Genomic DNA, 16,007 nt, shown 5'->3' with positions numbered 1-16,007 from the left:
TGAAGCCTGCGCCCCGCAGGCGCGGCTTTCTGTCGTGAGCAATGTGAGCATGTCGCGCGCGCATATGCTACAAACTGCAACACTACGATACGAAAAAAGCAGAGGGTGGGGAAAAGAATGGGAATCATGCGAATCCTGAACTCGCGGTGGTGGGGTGTGGGCGCCGTGGCGGTGGTCGGCTCGGCCCTGCTGGCCGGCAGCGCGCTGGCCATCTATGCCGTGCGCGTGCAGCCGGTGCTTGACGGACAGCTCACGCTGGCCGGGCTGGAGCAGCCCGTGCGCGTGCGGCGCGATGATGCCGACGTCACCCATATCAGCGCCTTCTCGCCGCAGGACCTGTGGCGCGCGCTGGGCCATGTGCATGCGCAGGAGCGCGGCTGGCAGCTGGAGTTCAACCGCCGCCTGATGCATGGCACGCTGTCCGAGATCCTCGGCCCGGCCACGCTGGATACCGACAAGCTCATGCGCGCGCTGGACATACGCGGCGCGGCGCGGCGCCAGTACGCATCCCTGCCCGCCAACGCGCGCGAGGCGCTGCAGGCCTACAGCGAAGGCATCGCGGCCTTCTATGCGGCGCTGCCCATGCGCCAGCACCCGCAGGTGCCCGAGTTCATGCTGCTGGACACGTCGCCGGGCGGCGGCGACAACTCGGCCTGGGCGCCCGAGGACAGCGTGGGCTGGGCGCTGATGATGGCGCTGGACCTGGGCGGCAACTGGGGCAACGAATTCGCGCGGCTGGCCGCGCTCTCGCAACTGGACACACAGCAGCTGTGGCAGCTGATGCCGCCTTATCCGGGCGAGGCGCCGGCCACCTCCACCGATCTGGCCGCGCTTTACCGGGGGCTGGGCGTGTACCGCCAGGAGGCACAGGCTGCGTCTGCGCCCAAGGTGGCAGCCGCCAGCGAGGCGAGCGATGCCTGGGCCCGCTGGTCCCGCGACATGGTGCGCGATGCGGGCACCAACGACGGCAAGGGCAGCAACAACTGGGTGCTGTCGGGCAGCCGCACGGCCAGCGGCAAACCCCTGTTGGCCAACGATCCGCATCTGGGCCTGAGCGCGCCCGCCATCTGGTACTACGCGCGCCTGCAGTCGCCTGCCGGCCAGGCGCAGGACGGCACGCCGCTGTCGCCCATCGACGTGGTGGGGGCCACCCTGCCGGGCCTGCCCTTCGTGGTGCTGGGGCGCACGCGCGAGGTGGCCTGGGGCTTCACCAACACGAATCCCGATGTGCAGGATCTGTACCTGGAGCAGATCGATCCAGGCAACCCGGGCCGCTACCGCACGCCGGACGGCTGGGCGCCTTTCACCGAGCGCAGCGAGCGCATCAGGGTCAAGGGCCGGGCCGATGTGCAGCTCACGCTGCGCAGCACGCGCCACGGCCCTGTGATCAGCGATGTGCAGCCCCAGTACGAGGCCGTGCTCGACAAGCGCCGCTACGCCGTGGCCCTGCGCTGGGCGGCGCTGGACACCGACAACCTCACTGTGCAGGCGGGCCTGCGGGCCAACGAGGCGCGCAGCGTGGCCCAGCTGTTCGAGGCCTTTGCCGACTATCACTCGCCCATGCAGAGCATCGTCGCGGCCGATGTGCATGGCGCCATCGGCTTCAAGGCCGCAGGCCGGGTGCCGCTGCGTGCGGCCGACAACGACCTGCACGGCGTGGCGCCCGCGCCGGGCTGGGAGGCACGCTACGACTGGCAGGGCTGGCTGCCCTACGACCAGGCTCCACAGGACGATGGAACGGCGCTGGGCTATCTGGCCACCGCCAACCAGCGCATCACGCGCGAGGGCTATGCCCACTTCCTCACCCAGGACTGGAGCCTGCCGTACCGGCACCGCCGCATCTCCGAGCTCATCGAGGCGAAGGACAGGCACGACATGGTCAGCATGGCCTCCATCCAGAACGACCAGACCTCGCTGGCCGCCCGCGCCCTGCTGCCGCAAATGCTCAAGGCCCTGGACGAAGCGCCGGCCACACATCCGCTGGCCCCGCAGGCGCGCCGGGTGATGGCGCAGTTCGACGGCCGCATGGACGCTGCGCAGGCCGCGCCCCTGATCTTTGCCGCCTGGGTGGACGAACTGACGCGCGGCCTGGTGATCCCGCGCATTGGTGCGCAGACCTTTGCGGCCACCTATGGCAAGCGCGACTACCGCGCAGGCATCGAAGGCATGCTGGAACGCCGCGACGGCTGGTGGTGCGCGGCTGCAGGCTGCAGTGCCCAGGTCAGCCAGGCGCTGGACCGGGCGCTGGTGCGCCTGCAGTCCATGCAGGGCAGCGACCTGGGCCGCTGGCGCTGGGGCACGGCGCATGCGGCCCTGAGCAGCCACCGGCCGCTGGGCAGCGTGGGGCTGCTGGCGGGCATCTTCAATGTCAGCGTGCCTTCGGGCGGCGACAGCTACACCGTCAACGTGGGCCAGTACCTGCCCGGCGATGCCAGGGCGCCGTTCGCCAACCGCCATGCGGCATCGCTGCGCGCCATCTACGACCTGGCCGAGCCCGAGCGCTCGCTGTTCATCTACCAGACCGGCCAAAGCGGCGTGGCCCTGTCCAGCCGCTATGCGGACATGTCTGCCGAATGGGCCGACGGCCGCTACCGGCCGCTGCAGATGGCGCCCGCGCGCTGGCGCCATTCGATGATGCTGCGGCCGCAGTAGGTTGCAGTAGGTTGCAGTAGGTTGCATTAGGCTGCAGTAGCGGCGCGCGCAGGACTCAGGTGCTGAGGAATTGCTCGATCAGCCCGGCCACCGCCGCCGGCTGGTCGTGGTGCAGCATATGGCCGGCGTCCTGGACCACGGCCGTGCGGCAGTCGGCAATCTGCCCGATGCGCTCGTGGTACTCGGCCAGCGTGTAGCGGTCCTTCCACCACATGCCCAGGCTGTCGTCGCTGGCCTCGACGGCCAGTACCGGCGCCGTGATCGCCCGGTACAGGGCCAGGATTTCTTCCACGCGGAACAGCTGCGCGCTGATGAGCTTGTGCGCCGTGTCGCCCAGGATTTCCCAGCGGCCCTGCGCATCGGGCGCCGCCCAGTGGTGGGCCAGCCACAGCGCCTTGTCCCCGGGCAGGCGGCGGTTGGTCTTCATCAGCCTGCGCGCCACGTCCTGCACGCTGTCATAGCTCTTGAGTTCCATGCCGCCGCTGCGCAGCTGGCGCAACTCGTCCATCCACTGCGCATAGCGCGCAGGCGCCTGGTCTGGCCGGGTGGCCGGCATGCCGAAACCCTCCAGATTGACCAGCCGGCGTATGCGCGCAGGCCGCGCGCCCGCGTACATCATGGACACGTTGCCGCCCATGCTGTGGCCCACCAGGTCCACGGGCGCATCGCCCACCAGGGTGTCCAGCAGGTGGTCCAGGTCACCCAGGTAGTCGGCAAAGTCATGCCGGTCGGCAGGCCAGGCCGGCCGGCTCAGGCCGAAGCCGCGCCAGTCCGGCGCAATGATGCGGCGCCCCGCCATGAAGGCCTCGCCAAAGGCATCGACCACGAACTGGTAGGAGGCCGCCACATCCATCCAGCCGTGCACCAGCACCAGCGGCGCCAGCGCGGGATCTCCATCCACCGGCCCCCACTCGCGCACGTGGTACTCCATGGTGCGCACCGGCACCATGCGCGAGCGCCAGGGGCGTGTGGGAGCGTAGATGGGCGCTTCTTCAGCGGCCGGGGCGGAGAGGGAAGAGGGGGCTTGCAGCATCCCGCCGATTATTCCGGTTTGCTGCTGTGCAGCAGTCAGGGGCGGGACAGCGGTGGCTGGGGATTTCCCGGTGCGCCAGCACGGCTCCCGGCCGGGGTGGGCATCAGCCGTGGCTTTCCGAGGCGGCGGTGCGCGGGCGGGACAGCAGGCTCTCGGCCGGTATGCCCAGGTCATGAAGCCTGTAGAGCATGTTCAGCGTCAGGGGGCGGCTGCGGTTGAGTATTTCGTAGATGCGGTTGGTCTGCCCGATGTAGGGCACTAGGTCCTTGACCGTCATGCCCCGGGACTCCATGAGCAGGCGCAGCGCATCGATAGGGTCGGGGGGAGCGATGGGGTATTGCCTTGCCTCGTAGGCCTCAACCAGCGTTCCGAGAATGTCCAGCCTGTCGCCGTCGGGCGTTCCCGAGGCCGGGTCCTTGTCGATCAGTTGCGAGATCTCGGTCAGTGCTGTCCTGTAATCCTGCTCGGTCCGGATGGGGCGGATTTCCATGGTCATTCCTTTCATTGCAGGCTCTGGTCCACTGTGGCGGCATCCACCTTGTCGTACTGCGCGTGCGTGCCTATGAACTTGATGTACAGCCACTGCTGCCTGTAGGCGATGGCGGCAATCAGGCGGTAGTCGTTGCCCTTGACGTTGAACACGACCCGGTTGTTGCCCACGATGCTGGCATTGCCGATCTGGTCCTTCACGTCCTGGGGGCAGGTCCACTGCGCGCGGGTGGCCATGTCGAACCACGCCTCAAGCGGTCCTTTGGCATCCGCATGCTCCGGCCTGCTGTAGAAATTGACGAGGGTGGAACGGGCCACGATGTGCATGGGTGGATGTTAGTCCCAAATTGGGACTGAGGCTGCCGGCATGGTCTTTGTGCTCTTTGCCGTGCTTGTGCTTTCGCGCCGGGTTAACCCGAGCGCCGCCGCCGCTGATGCACGGCATCAGAAACAATGATTGGCCGGCCGGGCCGGCGCTGCCTACAGTGGGTTGCAGATTGACCGCACAACAACCCGAAGGAGACAGCAATGCAGCAACGCAGATGGCTGACGGCCGCCATGGCCGCAGGATTGTGGGGCGCCGCCATGGCGGCCCAGGCCGGCACGGTGACGGTGCTGACCTCGTTTCCCAAGGAGCTGACCACGGCCTACCAGAAGGCCTTCGAGGCGGCCAATCCGGGGATCAAGATCGAGATCCTGAACAAGAACACCACGGCCGCCGTGGCCTATGTGCGCGAGCTGCCCGAGGGCCAGCGGCCCGACATCATGTGGGCCAGCGCCCCTGATGCCTTCGAGGTGCTGGCGCGCAACAAGCTGCTGACCGCCGCGCCCGAGACGCGCAATCCGGCCGCGCCCGCCAAGATCGGCAACTACCCGCTTAACGACCCGCAGGGCCTGTACTACGGCCAGGCGCTGGCCGGCTACGGAATCATGTGGAACACGCGCTACCTGAAGGCGCACAAGCTGGCGGCGCCCAAGGAGTGGAGCGATCTGACGCGGCCCGAGTACTTCGGCCACATCGCCATCTCCTCGCCCTCGCGCTCGGGCACCACGCAGCTGACGGTGGAGACCATCCTGCAGGGCGAGGGCTGGGACAAGGGCTGGCGCCAGTTGCTGTCCATGATGGGCAATGCCGCTGCCGTGACCGACCGCAGCTTTGCCGTGCCCGATGGCGTGAACAACGGCCAGTACGGCATAGGCATCGTGATCGATTTCTTCGGGCTGGCGGGCAAGTACTCGGGCTTCCCGGTGGACTTCGCCTATCCGGCGATGACGGCCGTGGTGCCGGCCAACATCGCGCTGATCGCGGGTGCAAAGAATGCCGATGAGGCGCGCAAGTTCATGGCCTTCACCATGTCGGTGCCGGGCCAGCAGCTGCTGTTCGACCCCAAGATCAGCCGCCTGCCCATCCTGCCCTACAGCCAGCTCAAGGCGCCGGCCGGCTACCCCGTGCCGCAGGAGGTGGCGCAGCGCGCCAAGGTGCAGTTCGACGCCAACCTGTCCGAGTCGCGCTATGCCGTGGTGATCAGCCTGTTCGATCAGATGGTGACCTTCCGCCTCAAGGAGCTGCAGGCGGCCACGCGCGCCATCCAGGAGGCGCACAAGGCCCTGCAGGCCAAGCCCAATGCCAAGGGGCAGGAGCTGCTGGCGCAAGCGCGCGACATCGCCTACTCGCCGCTGGTGGGCGAAGCCAATGTGAAGGACGAACAGTTCCTGGAGCTGTTCCGCAAGAGCCGGCGCGACGTGGCCGTGTCCAAGGAGCTGACGGGCCTGGAGCAGATGTGGGCCGACAAGGCGCGTGCCAACTACGAGCGCGCAGGCAAGCGGGCCGCCGAGGCGCGCGGCTTGGCCCGGTAAGTGGCGGGCGCAGGGGCCCGGCACCGGGCGCCTGCATGCACTCCCCTTGACAGTCTCTTTCGCTGCGGAGCATTCGCATGAGCATCGATTCCATGGCGGCGCCCGGCGCCGCCCCCCTTGCTGCGCGCGCACGGCGCATTCCGTCGGGCTGGGGGCCGTGGCTGGCCTTCGCGCTGATCCTGGCCTTTTTGCTGGCCTTTCTCATCGTGCCCGTGGGCATGGTGGTCTACACCGCCTTCGTCAATGAAGGCGGCGGGCTCACGCTGGGGCACTTCGGCAATTTCTTCGGCCAGACCGTCTTCCGCGAGTCGTTCTTCAACAGCCTGGGCGTGTCCCTGGCCAGCGTGTTCTTCGCCAGCCTGATCGCCGTGCCGCTGGCCTACCTGACGGTGCGCTTCGAGTTCCGGGGCGCGCTGCTGATACAGACGCTGGGCGTGCTGCCGCTGATCATGCCGCCCTTCGTGGGGGCGGTGGCGCTGCAGCTGATCTTCGGGCGCAGCGGCTCGGTCAACCTGCTGCTGGACGACTGGTTCGGCTTCACCGTGCCCATCATGGAGGGGCTGACGGGCGTGATCTTCGTGGAGAGCATCCACTACTTCCCGTTCATCTTGCTCAACCTCGTGGCGGCCATGCGCAATATCGACGGGGCCATGGAGGAGTCGGCGCTGAACCTGGGCTCGCGCGGTTTCCGGCTGTTCCGGCGCGTGATCTTTCCGTTGGCCATGCCCGGCTACCTGGCGGGCGCGGCCCTGGTGTTCGTGAAAGTGTTCGACGACCTGGGCACGCCGCTGGTGATGGGCGTGACCAATATGCTGGCGCCCCAGGCCTATCTGCGCATCACCTCGGTGGGGCTCGATGATCCGCTGGGCTATGTGATCAGCGTGATCATGATCGCGTTCTCCATCGTCGCCCTGTGGCTGGCCGCGCGGGTGATGAAGGGCAAGGACTACGCCACCTTGCAAAAGGGCGGCAGCGCGCTGCAAAAGCGCCGGCTGTCGGCCTGGGAGGCGCTGCTGGCCTATGGCTGGATCGCCCTGGTGCTGCTGGTGGTGCTGGCGCCGCACATCGGCATCTTGCTGATGTCGTTCTCCAAGGTCTGGAGCTTCTCGGTGCTGCCCGACAGCTACACGCTGGAGCACTACGCCACGGTGTTCACCGACTCGGGCTACATGATCGGCAACACGCTGCTGTACTGCCTGATGGCGGCGGGCATCGACGTGGTGATCGGCACCGCCATCGCCTACCTGATCCTGCGCACCCGGCTGCCTGCCCGGCAGTGGCTGGACTACCTGGCCTCGGTGGCGCTGGCGATTCCGGGGCTGGTGCTGGCCATCGGCTACCTGCGGCTGTTCAAGGGCGTGAACCTGCCCTTCACCGATACGCCCATCGTCACCACCTGGGTGCTGATCATGCTGGCCTATGCGGTGCGGCGGCTGCCGTATGCGCTGCGCTCGTGCATGGCGGCGCTGCAGCAGGTGCACATCTCGCTGGAGGAGGCCGCGCAAAGCCTGGGCGCGGGCCGCACCAGCGTGATACGGCGCGTGATGGTGCCGTTGATGGCCGGCGGCATCCTGGCCGGCTTCGTCACCAGCTTCATCACGGCGGCGGTGGAGCTGTCGGCCACCATCATGCTGGCCTCGGCCCAGAGCCAGGCGCCCATGAGCTACGGCATCTACCTGTACATGCAAAGCATCTCGGGGCGCGGGCCCGGTGCGGCATTGGGCGTGCTGGCCGTGGTCGTGGTCGGCCTGGGCACGTATTTCTCGCACCGCTTCGTGGAGCGCTCGCGCGCCACCGTGCAATCGACTTCGGAGTGAAACGCCATGCACCTGGACCCTGTCTCCCTCGAATGCAGGCACATCAGCCTGAGCTACGGCAGCAACGAAGTGCTGCGCGACGTCAACCTCAAGATCGAGCCCGGCGAGTTCTTCGCGCTGCTGGGGCCTTCGGGCTCGGGCAAGTCCACGCTGCTGCGGCTGATCGCGGGTTTCAACCGGCACCAGCGCGGCGAGCTGCTGGTGGGCGGGCAGGACATCACGGGCGTGCCGCCGCATGCGCGCAACATCGGCATGGTGTTCCAGAACTACGCGCTGTGGCCGCACATGACGGTGTACGACAACGTGGCCTTCGGCCTGGTCGAGCGCCGCGAAAGCCGCGACACCATCCGCCGCAAGGTGGGCGAGGTGCTGGAGCTGGTGGGCCTGTCGCAGTACGCGCAGCGCCGCCCGGGCCAGCTGTCGGGCGGGCAGCAGCAGCGCGTGGCGCTGGCGCGCACCGTGGTCATCGCGCCCAAGCTGCTGCTGCTGGACGAGCCGCTGTCCAACCTCGACAAGCAGCTGCGCGTGCAGATGCGCGAGGAACTGCGCAGCCTGCAGCGCAAGCTGGGCCTGACCACCATCTTCGTCACCCACGACCAGGAAGAGGCCATGACCACGGCCGACCGCATGGCCGTGCTGGACAAGGGCGTGCTGCAGCAGGTGGGCTCGGCGGCCGGGCTGTACGACTATCCGGCCAACCGCTTCGTGGCGGGCTTTGTCGGCACGGCCAATGTGCTGGAGGGCGAGGTGCTGCCAACGATAGGCGAGTCGCTGGTCTTCAAGGTGCCGGGCTTGGGCACGCTGACCCTGCCGCGCCCGGCCCAGCCGCCCGTGCCGGGGCGCGCGGCGCTGGCCTTCCGGCCGCACCAGGTGCAGATTGCGGTGCGCGACGATGCGGGCGATGCCTCGCGCGTGTGGGTGGAAGGGCAGATCGAGAGCGCCGAATTCCTGGGCGAGTTCTCGCGCTACCGCGTGCGCGTGGGCGAGGTGGCCGTGGTCGCCGACCAGGCGCACTACGCGGGCATTGCCATGTTCCCCATGGGCATGCCGGTGCGCCTGGGCATCGAGCCCACGCAGCTGCGCTACCTCGATGAGTGAACGATGAGACGGCTAGGGATGTTCCCTGACACCCGGGCCTGCCCGGGCCGCAGGCCCCGGCGCCTGCGCTAGGCTGGCCGCCCATGGAGATGTATCAGCTGCGCGCCTACGTCACGGCGGCCACGCTGGGCAGCGTCACGCGCACGGCCGAGGCCCTGCACCTGACGCAGCCCGCCATCACAGCCCAGATCAAGGCGCTGGAGGAAGAGCTGGGCGTGGCGCTGTTCGACCGGCGCCCGGGCCGCATCAGCCTCACGCGGGCTGGCGAGGCCCTGATGGAGCCCGCCCGGCAGGTGCTGGATGCGGCAGGACGCCTGCAGGGCCAGGCCCGCGAGCTGCAGGGCGAGATCACCGGCCAGCTGCTGCTGGGCACGGTGGCCGACCCCGAGGCGCTGCGCCTGGGCTCGCTGCTGCACGGCCTGGTGGAGGCGCTGCCGCTGCTGGACATCAAGACACGCCAGGGCTGGGCCGAGGAGCTGCGCGCGCAGGTCGCGGCCGGCGGCCTGCAGGGCGCGTTCTACATCGGCGCCCACATGCCGCGCGACCTGGGTGCCCTGGTGCTGCAGACACTGCACTACCGCGTGGCGGCGCCGCCCGCGCTGCGCGAGCGCGTCCTGCAATCGGGCTGGAAGGACCTGGCGCAACTGCCCTGGATTGGCGCGCCTGCGCAGCACCATGAGCAGGCCCTGCTGCTGGCGCTGTTCGCCCGCCAGGGGCTGAGCCCCAATCAGATCGTGGAAAGCGATGCCGCCGCCGCGCCCGAGAGCCTGGTGCGCGCCGGCCTGGGCCTGGCGCTGCTGCGCGAGGACCGCGCCCTGGCCGCGGCCGAGCATGGCTGCGTGGCCATCTGGCCGCATGCGCGCGTGTCGGCGCAGCTGGGCTTCATCCACCCGCGCGAGGCCGAGCACGACCCGGCCCTGGTGGCCACGCTGTCGCAGCTGCGCAGGGTCTGGGGACTGACCGAGGTTCAGGCGGCGGCGCCGCCGCCGGCCTGAGGGGTGCCTGCCTGGACGATGGCCTCGACCAGCGCATCGAGGCTGCCCTGGCGTTCTTGCTCGCCCACCTCGAACAGCTCCAGCACGCCGGTGCCGCGCAGGATGGCGAAGGCCATGGCCGCAAAGCCCTGGGGGCGGGGATGGTGGGCCGCGATCTCGGGGAAGACGTCCAGGAAGCGGGTGTAGAACACGCTGTCCACATGTACCCGGCGCGCGTCCACGCGGTCGAACAGCGAGGGGGAGGCCTTGCAGCCGAAGAACATGCTCCAGGCCGCCTGGTAGTTGGCCGCGCCGAAGATGTTGTCCCAGGCCAGGGTGACGAAGGCCTCGGCACGCTCGCGCAGGGGCAGGGCCTTGTCGGGCCAGACCGTGCCCTGGTCGCTCAGCGGCTCCATGACCTCGATGACCAGCCGCTCCATCAGCGCATCGCGGCTCTCGAAGTGGTGCTGCAGCGCGCCCAGCGACACATCGGCGCCGCGCGCGATGGCCTGCAGCGTGGCGCTCTTGAAGCCGCCCTCGCGCAGCAGCGCCAGGGCGGAGTCGATGATCTTGCGTTGCGTTGTCTCCACACGCTCGGTCTGCGGCGTGCGTGCGCGCCGCTGCGTGGCGGACGTCGTCATGTTCTGGGCTCCAGAGGGCAAAAAAATAATAGTAGATTGTTTTTGTTTGTTGCGGGCGTTCAACCGTTGCCGGAGTGCGGCATGGCGGGTGGCAATGCGTCGATCGCCTTCGCTACTCCTTCTTCTTGGGCTTGTCCATAGGGATAAATTACAAGAAATAATAATTTATTGTTTTTTATAGTTGATACCCATCAACAAGGGGCGCACAAGGCCCCGCATTCCAACAGGCACCCCACGAGGAGACATTGCCGTGAAGACCACCGAAGTGTTCCAACCCCTGCGCCGCCGCGCGCCTTGCTGAGAGCCGGAGCACCCCCTTGATGCACAGTTCTTCTTCGCAGGGCCATCTGGAGCGCAGGCTCAAGAACCGCCATATCCAGCTCATCGCGCTGGGCGGCACCATCGGCACGGGCCTGTTCCTGGGCTCGGCCGGCATCATCGAGCTGGCCGGCCCGTCCGTGCTGCTCGGCTACGCCATTGGCGGGCTGATCATCTTTTTCATCATGCGTTTCCTGGGCGAGATGCTGGTCGAGGAGCCCAACGCGGGCTCGTTCAGCTATTTCGCCAACCGCTACCTGGGCCGCTTCGCGGGCTTTCTGGCGGGCTGGAACTGTGTGGCGCTGTATGTGCTCGTGGGCATGCTGGAGCTGACGGCCGCAGGCAAGTTCATCCAGTTCTGGTGGCCCGGCATACCCACCTGGGTGACGGCGGCGGTGTTCTTCGTGCTGATCAACGGCGTGAACTTCATCAACGTCAAGGCCTATGGCGAGTTCGAATTCTGGTTCGCGCTGATCAAGATCGCGGCCGTCCTGGCCATGATCGCTGCGGGCGTGTATTTGCTGTTCAGCGCCGACCGGCCCGAGCAGACCGTGCGCAACCTGTGGACGCACGGCGGCTTCTTCCCCAACGGCTTCTCAGGCCTGGTGATGGCCTTCGCCTTCATCATGTTCGCCTTCGGCGGCGTGGAGATGCTGGGCTTCGCGGCGGCCGAGACCGACCAGCCGCGCACCGTCATCCCCAAGGCCGTGAACCAGCTGATCTATCGCGTGCTGGTGTTCTACATCGGCTCCATGGCCGTGCTGATGTCGCTGATGCCCTGGACCGACCTGCTGGGCCAGCTCAAGGCCGGCGGCGACACCTACAGCAGCAGCCCCTTCGTGCTGGTGTTCTCGGGCCTGGGCGAGAACACGGCCGCCCACCTGCTGAACTTCGTGATCCTCACGGCCACGCTGTCGGTCTACAACAGCATGGTCTACAGCAACAGCCGCCTGCTGTACGGCATGGCCAGCGAAGGCAATGCGCCGCGCTCGCTGATGCAGGTCAACCGCCGCGGCGTGCCGGTGCGGGCCATCGTCTATCCGGCCATCTTCACGGCGCTGGCCATCGTGCTGAACTATGTGGCGCCGGCCGGTGTGCTGGAGTTGCTGATGTCGCTGATCGTGGCGGCCCTGGTGATCACCTGGACCATCATCATCGTGGCGCACTGGCGCTTTCGCCGGGCGCATGTGGCGCGCAAGACCGTGCTGGGCTTTCCCGCACCGGCCGCGCCGCTGACCAACGCCATCTGCCTGGCCGCCATGGCCCTGGTGGTGGGCGTGATGCTGCTGACACCGTCGGTGCGGTCCTCCGCGCTCGCCATTCCGATCTGGGTCCTGGTGGTCTACGGGGCCTATCGCCTCGTGTTCCGCCAACGTCCCACGCCTGTGCTGGAATCCGTACTGGAACCCGCGCACATCCCCCGTTGAAACCTTCAAGGAGAACCAACCATGGCAGACCTGTTCGACAACCCGATGGGCCTGATGGGCTTCGAATTCGTGGAATTCGCGTCGCCCGCGCCCGGCGTGCTGGAGCCGCTGTTCGAGAAGCTGGGCTTCACCCTGGTGGCCAAGCACCGTTCCAAGAACGTGCTGCTGTACCGCCAGGGAGGCATCAACTTCATCATCAACAATGAGCCGGGGCAGGCCGCCTATTTCGCGGCCGAGCACGGCGCCTCGGCCTGCGGCCTGGCCTTCCGCGTCAAGGACGCGCACCAGGCCTACAAGCGCGCGCTGGAACTGGGCGCCCAGCCGGTGGAGATCCCCACGGGTCCCATGGAGCTGCGCCTGCCGGCCATCAAGGGCATCGGCGGCGCGCCGCTGTACCTGATCGACCGCTTCGACGAAGGCAAGTCCATCTACGACATCGACTTCGAGTTCCTGCCCGGCGTGGACCGCAACCCCAAGGGCCACGGCTTCCACGTGGTGGACCACCTGACGCACAACGTCTACCGTGGCCGCATGACCTACTGGGCGGACTTCTACAGCAAGCTGTTCAATTTCCGCGAGATCCGCTACTTCGACATCTCGGGCGAGTACACCGGCCTGGCCTCCAAGGCCATGACGGCGCCCGACGGCCTGATCCGCATTCCGCTGAACGAGGAATCGCGCCAGGGCGGCGGCCAGATCGAGGAGTTCCTCATGCAGTTCAATGGCGAGGGCATCCAGCACATCGCCCTGCTGACGGACAACCTGCTGGACTCCATCGACCAGCTGCAGATGGCCGGCATTCCGCTGCTGACCGCGCCCAACGACATCTACTACCAGAACCTGGAAGGCCGCCTGCCCGGCCACGGCCAGCCCGTGGGCGAGCTGCAGGCGCGCGGCATCCTGCTGGACGGCACGACCGAGGGCGGCCAGCCGCGCCTGCTGCTGCAGATCTTCTCCCAGCCCATGCTGGGCCCCGTGTTCTTCGAGTTCATCGAGCGCAAGGGCAACTACCGCGAAGGCTTCGGCGAAGGCAATTTCAAGGCCCTGTTCGAGTCCATGGAGCGCGACCAGATCAACCGCGGCGTGCTGCAGGCCGAGGCACCGCAGGGCGCCTGATCCCGACGGACGCAGCGCGCCCGCCCGGCCCTGGCCGGGTGGGCGCGCTGTCGTCAGGGTAAACACGGGCGGCCCTACACTCGGTGCCCATGAATTCCCCCTCGATGCAACCGGTGGCGCTCGGTCAAAGCGCATTGCAAGTCAGCCCCATCTGCCTGGGCACCATGACGTTCGGCGAGCAGGTCGGCGAGGCCGAGGCCTTCGCCATCATGGACCGCGCGCTGGAGCGCGGCGTGGACTTCTTCGACACGGCCGAGATGTATGCCGTGCCCGCACGCGCCGAAACCTGCGGCGCCACCGAGACCATCATCGGCCGCTGGTTCGCCCAGCGCCCCGGCGCGCGCGCCAAGGTCGTGCTGGCCACCAAGGTGGCCGGTCCTTCGCGGGGCATGCCCTGGGTGCGCGAGGGCAAGGGCATGACGGCGGCCGACATCGCCGCCTCCTGCGAAGGCAGCCTGCGCCGCCTGGGCACGGACGTGATCGACCTCTACCAGATCCACTGGCCCGAGCGCAATGTGCCGGCCTTCGGCCAGCTGTACTACGACCCGTCCAAGGAAAGCTCGCAGACCGGCATCCACGAGCAGCTCGAGGCGCTGGGCCGCCTGGTCCGGGAAGGCAAGGTGCGCCACATCGGCCTGTCCAATGAAACGCCCTGGGGCGTGCACGAATTCGTGCGCCTGGCCGAGCAGCACGGCCTGCCGCGCGTGGCCTCGGTGCAGAACGCCTACTGCCTGCTCAACCGCAGCTGGGAAAACGGCATGGACGAAAGCTGCCACCGCCTGGGCGTGTCGCTGCTGGCCTATTCGCCGCTGGCCTTCGGCCTGCTCACGGGCAAGTTCGACGTGCATGCGCCCACCGATCCCGCTGCGCCGCAGGCCGCACGCATTGCGCGCTACGAGTCCGTGCGCAAGCAGCGCTGGGGCCGGCCCGAAGCCCTGGCCGCCGCGCGCCGCTACAACGCGCTGGCGCGCGAGCATGGCCTCACGCCCACGCAGCTGGCGCTGGCGTTTTGCTACACCAAGTGGCAGGTGGCCAGCACCATCATCGGCGTGACCTCGGTAGCCCAGCTCGATGAGGACCTGAACGCCTGGGGCACGCAACTGTCGCCCGAACTGCTGTCGGCCATCGACGCCATCCGCTGGGAAGTGCGCGACCCCGCGCAATAGGCCTAGGCCCTGCGCCTTCAGCGGCTGCACTCGCCCTTGAGCGCAGCGGCCGCCAGCATGGGCAGGCTCAGCAGGCCCATGCCGCCGCCCTTGAACTCGCCCTTCATGCAATCGCCCTGGGCGGCCTCGCGCATGCCGCTGGCCAGCGGGTCCTCGCGCTGCGCATGGATCTGGGGCCTGACCAGGCCTTGCCGGGCCGCCGACTGCACGGCCTCGCGGCCTGCGGCCGAGTCCAGCAGGCGGCCCATGGCCCTGGCGCTGCGCGCGGTGTCCGGGACGGCCTCGGTGTCGGCGGGGACAGGCGCTTGCGGCGCGGCGGCTGTCGCGGCCTGCTCCGTGGCCTTTGCAGCCCCTGCGCCTTGCCTTGATGGCGGTGCGACGGCGGCGGTGTCCGGCCGTCGCGTAGACGGGGACGCGGGCGCGGGCGCCGGTCCGGGCCGGGCAGCCGTTGGAGCAGGAGAGGGGGCCGGCGTCGGCATCGGCGTCTCGACCCAGACGACCTGAAGGCGGTGCGCCTCGGCCTGCCCGGTGCCGGGCCGCGCAATGTCCGGGGCCAGACCCTGCCACAGCAGCGCCCCGTGCAGCAGCAGCGACAGCAGCAGGCCCGCGATCAGCCGCAGCCGTCCGCTGCTCAAGCCTCGGGCCCTGCCACCCATTCCAGCAGGTCACCGGGCTGGCACTGGAGCGCCTCGCAGATGCGCTCCAGCGTGTCGAATCGCACGCCGCGCACCTTGCCGCTCTTGAGCAGGGAAATATTCTGTTCGGTGATGCCGACCATCTCGGCCAGTTCGCGCGAACGCATCTTGCGGCGCGCCAGCATCACATCGAGGTGGACGATGATGGGCATGCTCAGACGAATCCCGCGTTCTCGTCGGCGATGCGCCGCGCCTGCAGCATCACATGGGCGATGGAGACCAGCACCACGCCGAGCAGGACCAGGAGGCCATCGTGCCAGTACAGGCCCAGCGTGACGAAGCGCTGCCCTGGCGGATTGCCCATGCTGGCCGCCACCGACATCAGCGCGCGCGTGAAGGGCAGGGCCAGCGCGCCCGCCAGCACCGTCCAGGCAAAGCGCATCAGGGCGTGCTGCGCCTGCTGGCCGAAGACACGGCCCTGCAGGTACTCGCCGAACAGTGTCCACAACTGGCGCAGCGCATACAGGCCGCAGCCCACGGGCAGCAGGCTGACCAGTGCGGTGCGCCAGCGCGCAGCCATGTCCAGCGGCTGGCCGGGCGGCATGCCCAGCAGGCCTTTCGCCTGGCCCGAAAGATCTTGCGGCGACAGCAGGGCGGCTGCCGGCAGGGCCAGCAGCGCGACGGCACCGAGCGCAATCAGGATGCGCGCCGCCTGGGAGTGGCGCCTCAGGGCGTTGCCCGCGGCGTGGGGCGTATAGTTCATGGCACAGCCTTGTATTGATGA

General features: G+C 68.3%; 15 protein-coding genes. 8 read left to right on the top strand and 7 right to left on the bottom strand.

What is annotated here, in order from left to right:
- Nucleotides 1–117: 117 nt before the first annotated feature.
- A complete protein-coding gene (locus A4F85_RS05335) occupies nt 118–2,652 on the top strand; it encodes a penicillin acylase family protein (RefSeq protein ID WP_063325870.1) in 2,535 nt (844 codons plus the stop codon).
- A 55-nt stretch (nt 2,653–2,707) separates the two neighbouring features.
- On the opposite strand, the gene A4F85_RS05330 is transcribed toward A4F85_RS05335, so the two are convergent.
- The 3 genes from A4F85_RS05330 to A4F85_RS05320 form a co-directional block, all read right to left on the bottom strand.
- Complete coding sequence (locus tag A4F85_RS05330; protein WP_063325869.1) at nt 2,708–3,685, bottom strand: alpha/beta fold hydrolase; 978 nt, start codon at nt 3,683–3,685, stop codon at nt 2,708–2,710.
- A 103-nt stretch (nt 3,686–3,788) separates the two neighbouring features.
- Nucleotides 3,789–4,175 (bottom strand): helix-turn-helix domain-containing protein, encoded by a 387-nt coding sequence (locus tag A4F85_RS05325; protein WP_063325970.1) that lies wholly within the window; start codon nt 4,173–4,175, stop codon nt 3,789–3,791.
- Nucleotides 4,176–4,186: 11 nt separating this feature from the next.
- Nucleotides 4,187–4,501, bottom strand: a complete 315-nt coding sequence (locus tag A4F85_RS05320) for a type II toxin-antitoxin system HigB family toxin (RefSeq protein WP_013801561.1) — start codon at nt 4,499–4,501, stop codon at nt 4,187–4,189.
- Nucleotides 4,502–4,702: 201 nt separating this feature from the next.
- On the opposite strand from A4F85_RS05320, the gene A4F85_RS05315 reads away from it, so the two are divergent.
- The 4 genes from A4F85_RS05315 (at nt 4,703) to A4F85_RS05300 (ending at nt 9,941) form a co-directional block, all read left to right on the top strand.
- Complete coding sequence (locus A4F85_RS05315) at nt 4,703–6,031, top strand: ABC transporter substrate-binding protein (RefSeq protein WP_063325868.1); 1,329 nt, start codon at nt 4,703–4,705, stop codon at nt 6,029–6,031.
- A gap of 77 nt (nt 6,032–6,108) precedes the next feature.
- Nucleotides 6,109–7,848 (top strand): ABC transporter permease, encoded by a 1,740-nt coding sequence (locus A4F85_RS05310; RefSeq protein WP_012206599.1) that lies wholly within the window; start codon nt 6,109–6,111, stop codon nt 7,846–7,848.
- Nucleotides 7,849–7,854: 6 nt separating this feature from the next.
- Nucleotides 7,855–8,946 carry an ABC transporter ATP-binding protein gene (locus A4F85_RS05305; RefSeq protein ID WP_012206598.1) on the top strand — a complete coding sequence of 364 codons (1,092 nt, stop codon included), beginning with the start codon at nt 7,855–7,857 and terminating at the stop codon, nt 8,944–8,946.
- Between the two features lie 83 nt (nt 8,947–9,029).
- On the top strand, nt 9,030–9,941 hold the full coding sequence (locus A4F85_RS05300) for a LysR family transcriptional regulator (RefSeq protein ID WP_016449232.1): 912 nt from the start codon (nt 9,030–9,032) through the stop codon (nt 9,939–9,941).
- Here A4F85_RS05300 and A4F85_RS05295 read toward each other — a convergent pair.
- The gene (locus A4F85_RS05295; RefSeq protein ID WP_016449233.1) at nt 9,914–10,561 is read right to left on the bottom strand and encodes a TetR/AcrR family transcriptional regulator; all 648 of its coding nucleotides are present in this window, start codon (nt 10,559–10,561) and stop codon (nt 9,914–9,916) included. The genes A4F85_RS05300 and A4F85_RS05295 overlap by 28 nt on opposite strands.
- A gap of 320 nt (nt 10,562–10,881) precedes the next feature.
- On the opposite strand from A4F85_RS05295, the gene A4F85_RS05290 reads away from it, so the two are divergent.
- From A4F85_RS05290 to A4F85_RS05280, 3 genes are all read left to right on the top strand, one after another.
- A complete protein-coding gene (locus A4F85_RS05290) occupies nt 10,882–12,306 on the top strand; it encodes an amino acid permease (RefSeq protein WP_063325867.1) in 1,425 nt (474 codons plus the stop codon).
- 21 nt (nt 12,307–12,327) lie between these two features.
- On the top strand, nt 12,328–13,422 hold the full coding sequence (gene hppD / locus A4F85_RS05285; protein WP_063325866.1) for a 4-hydroxyphenylpyruvate dioxygenase: 1,095 nt from the start codon (nt 12,328–12,330) through the stop codon (nt 13,420–13,422).
- Between the two features lie 104 nt (nt 13,423–13,526).
- Nucleotides 13,527–14,588 (top strand): aldo/keto reductase, encoded by a 1,062-nt coding sequence (locus tag A4F85_RS05280; protein WP_063325865.1) that lies wholly within the window; start codon nt 13,527–13,529, stop codon nt 14,586–14,588.
- A 17-nt stretch (nt 14,589–14,605) separates the two neighbouring features.
- On the opposite strand, the gene A4F85_RS05275 is transcribed toward A4F85_RS05280, so the two are convergent.
- Genes A4F85_RS05275 through A4F85_RS05265 form a run of 3 tightly spaced genes read right to left on the bottom strand, consistent with a single transcriptional unit; the run spans nt 14,606 to nt 15,986 of the window.
- Nucleotides 14,606–15,223 carry a hypothetical protein gene (locus tag A4F85_RS05275; RefSeq protein WP_063325864.1) on the bottom strand — a complete coding sequence of 206 codons (618 nt, stop codon included), beginning with the start codon at nt 15,221–15,223 and terminating at the stop codon, nt 14,606–14,608.
- Entirely contained in the window at nt 15,220–15,435 is a 216-nt protein-coding gene (locus A4F85_RS05270; RefSeq protein ID WP_013801570.1) for a helix-turn-helix domain-containing protein, read from the bottom strand. Before A4F85_RS05270 ends, A4F85_RS05275 begins: the two co-directional genes overlap by 4 nt.
- Before the next feature lie 2 nt (nt 15,436–15,437).
- A complete protein-coding gene (locus A4F85_RS05265; protein WP_063325863.1) occupies nt 15,438–15,986 on the bottom strand; it encodes a DUF2975 domain-containing protein in 549 nt (182 codons plus the stop codon).
- Nucleotides 15,987–16,007 lie beyond the last annotated feature (21 nt).

It is taken from the genome of Delftia sp. GW456-R20, from assembly GCF_001622915.1.
Classification (GTDB): Bacteria; Pseudomonadota; Gammaproteobacteria; order Burkholderiales; family Burkholderiaceae_C; genus Comamonas; species Comamonas acidovorans.
Note: the sequence above shows the minus strand (reverse complement) of the source record. Positions and strands in the feature narration are given on the sequence as shown.

Coding starts and splice junctions, on each gene's coding strand:
- A4F85_RS05335 (WP_063325870.1), top strand. CDS start 118: ATGGGAATCATGCGAATCCTGAACTCGCGGTGGTGGGGTGTGGGCGCC.
- A4F85_RS05330 (WP_063325869.1), bottom strand. CDS start 3,685: ATGCTGCAAGCCCCCTCTTCCCTCTCCGCCCCGGCCGCTGAAGAAGCG.
- A4F85_RS05325 (WP_063325970.1), bottom strand. CDS start 4,175: ATGGAAATCCGCCCCATCCGGACCGAGCAGGATTACAGGACAGCACTG.
- A4F85_RS05320 (WP_013801561.1), bottom strand. CDS start 4,501: ATGCACATCGTGGCCCGTTCCACCCTCGTCAATTTCTACAGCAGGCCG.
- A4F85_RS05315 (WP_063325868.1), top strand. CDS start 4,703: ATGCAGCAACGCAGATGGCTGACGGCCGCCATGGCCGCAGGATTGTGG.
- A4F85_RS05310 (WP_012206599.1), top strand. CDS start 6,109: ATGAGCATCGATTCCATGGCGGCGCCCGGCGCCGCCCCCCTTGCTGCG.
- A4F85_RS05305 (WP_012206598.1), top strand. CDS start 7,855: ATGCACCTGGACCCTGTCTCCCTCGAATGCAGGCACATCAGCCTGAGC.
- A4F85_RS05300 (WP_016449232.1), top strand. CDS start 9,030: ATGGAGATGTATCAGCTGCGCGCCTACGTCACGGCGGCCACGCTGGGC.
- A4F85_RS05295 (WP_016449233.1), bottom strand. CDS start 10,561: ATGACGACGTCCGCCACGCAGCGGCGCGCACGCACGCCGCAGACCGAG.
- A4F85_RS05290 (WP_063325867.1), top strand. CDS start 10,882: ATGCACAGTTCTTCTTCGCAGGGCCATCTGGAGCGCAGGCTCAAGAAC.
- hppD (WP_063325866.1), top strand. CDS start 12,328: ATGGCAGACCTGTTCGACAACCCGATGGGCCTGATGGGCTTCGAATTC.
- A4F85_RS05280 (WP_063325865.1), top strand. CDS start 13,527: ATGCAACCGGTGGCGCTCGGTCAAAGCGCATTGCAAGTCAGCCCCATC.
- A4F85_RS05270 (WP_013801570.1), bottom strand. CDS start 15,435: ATGCCCATCATCGTCCACCTCGATGTGATGCTGGCGCGCCGCAAGATG.
- A4F85_RS05265 (WP_063325863.1), bottom strand. CDS start 15,986: ATGAACTATACGCCCCACGCCGCGGGCAACGCCCTGAGGCGCCACTCC.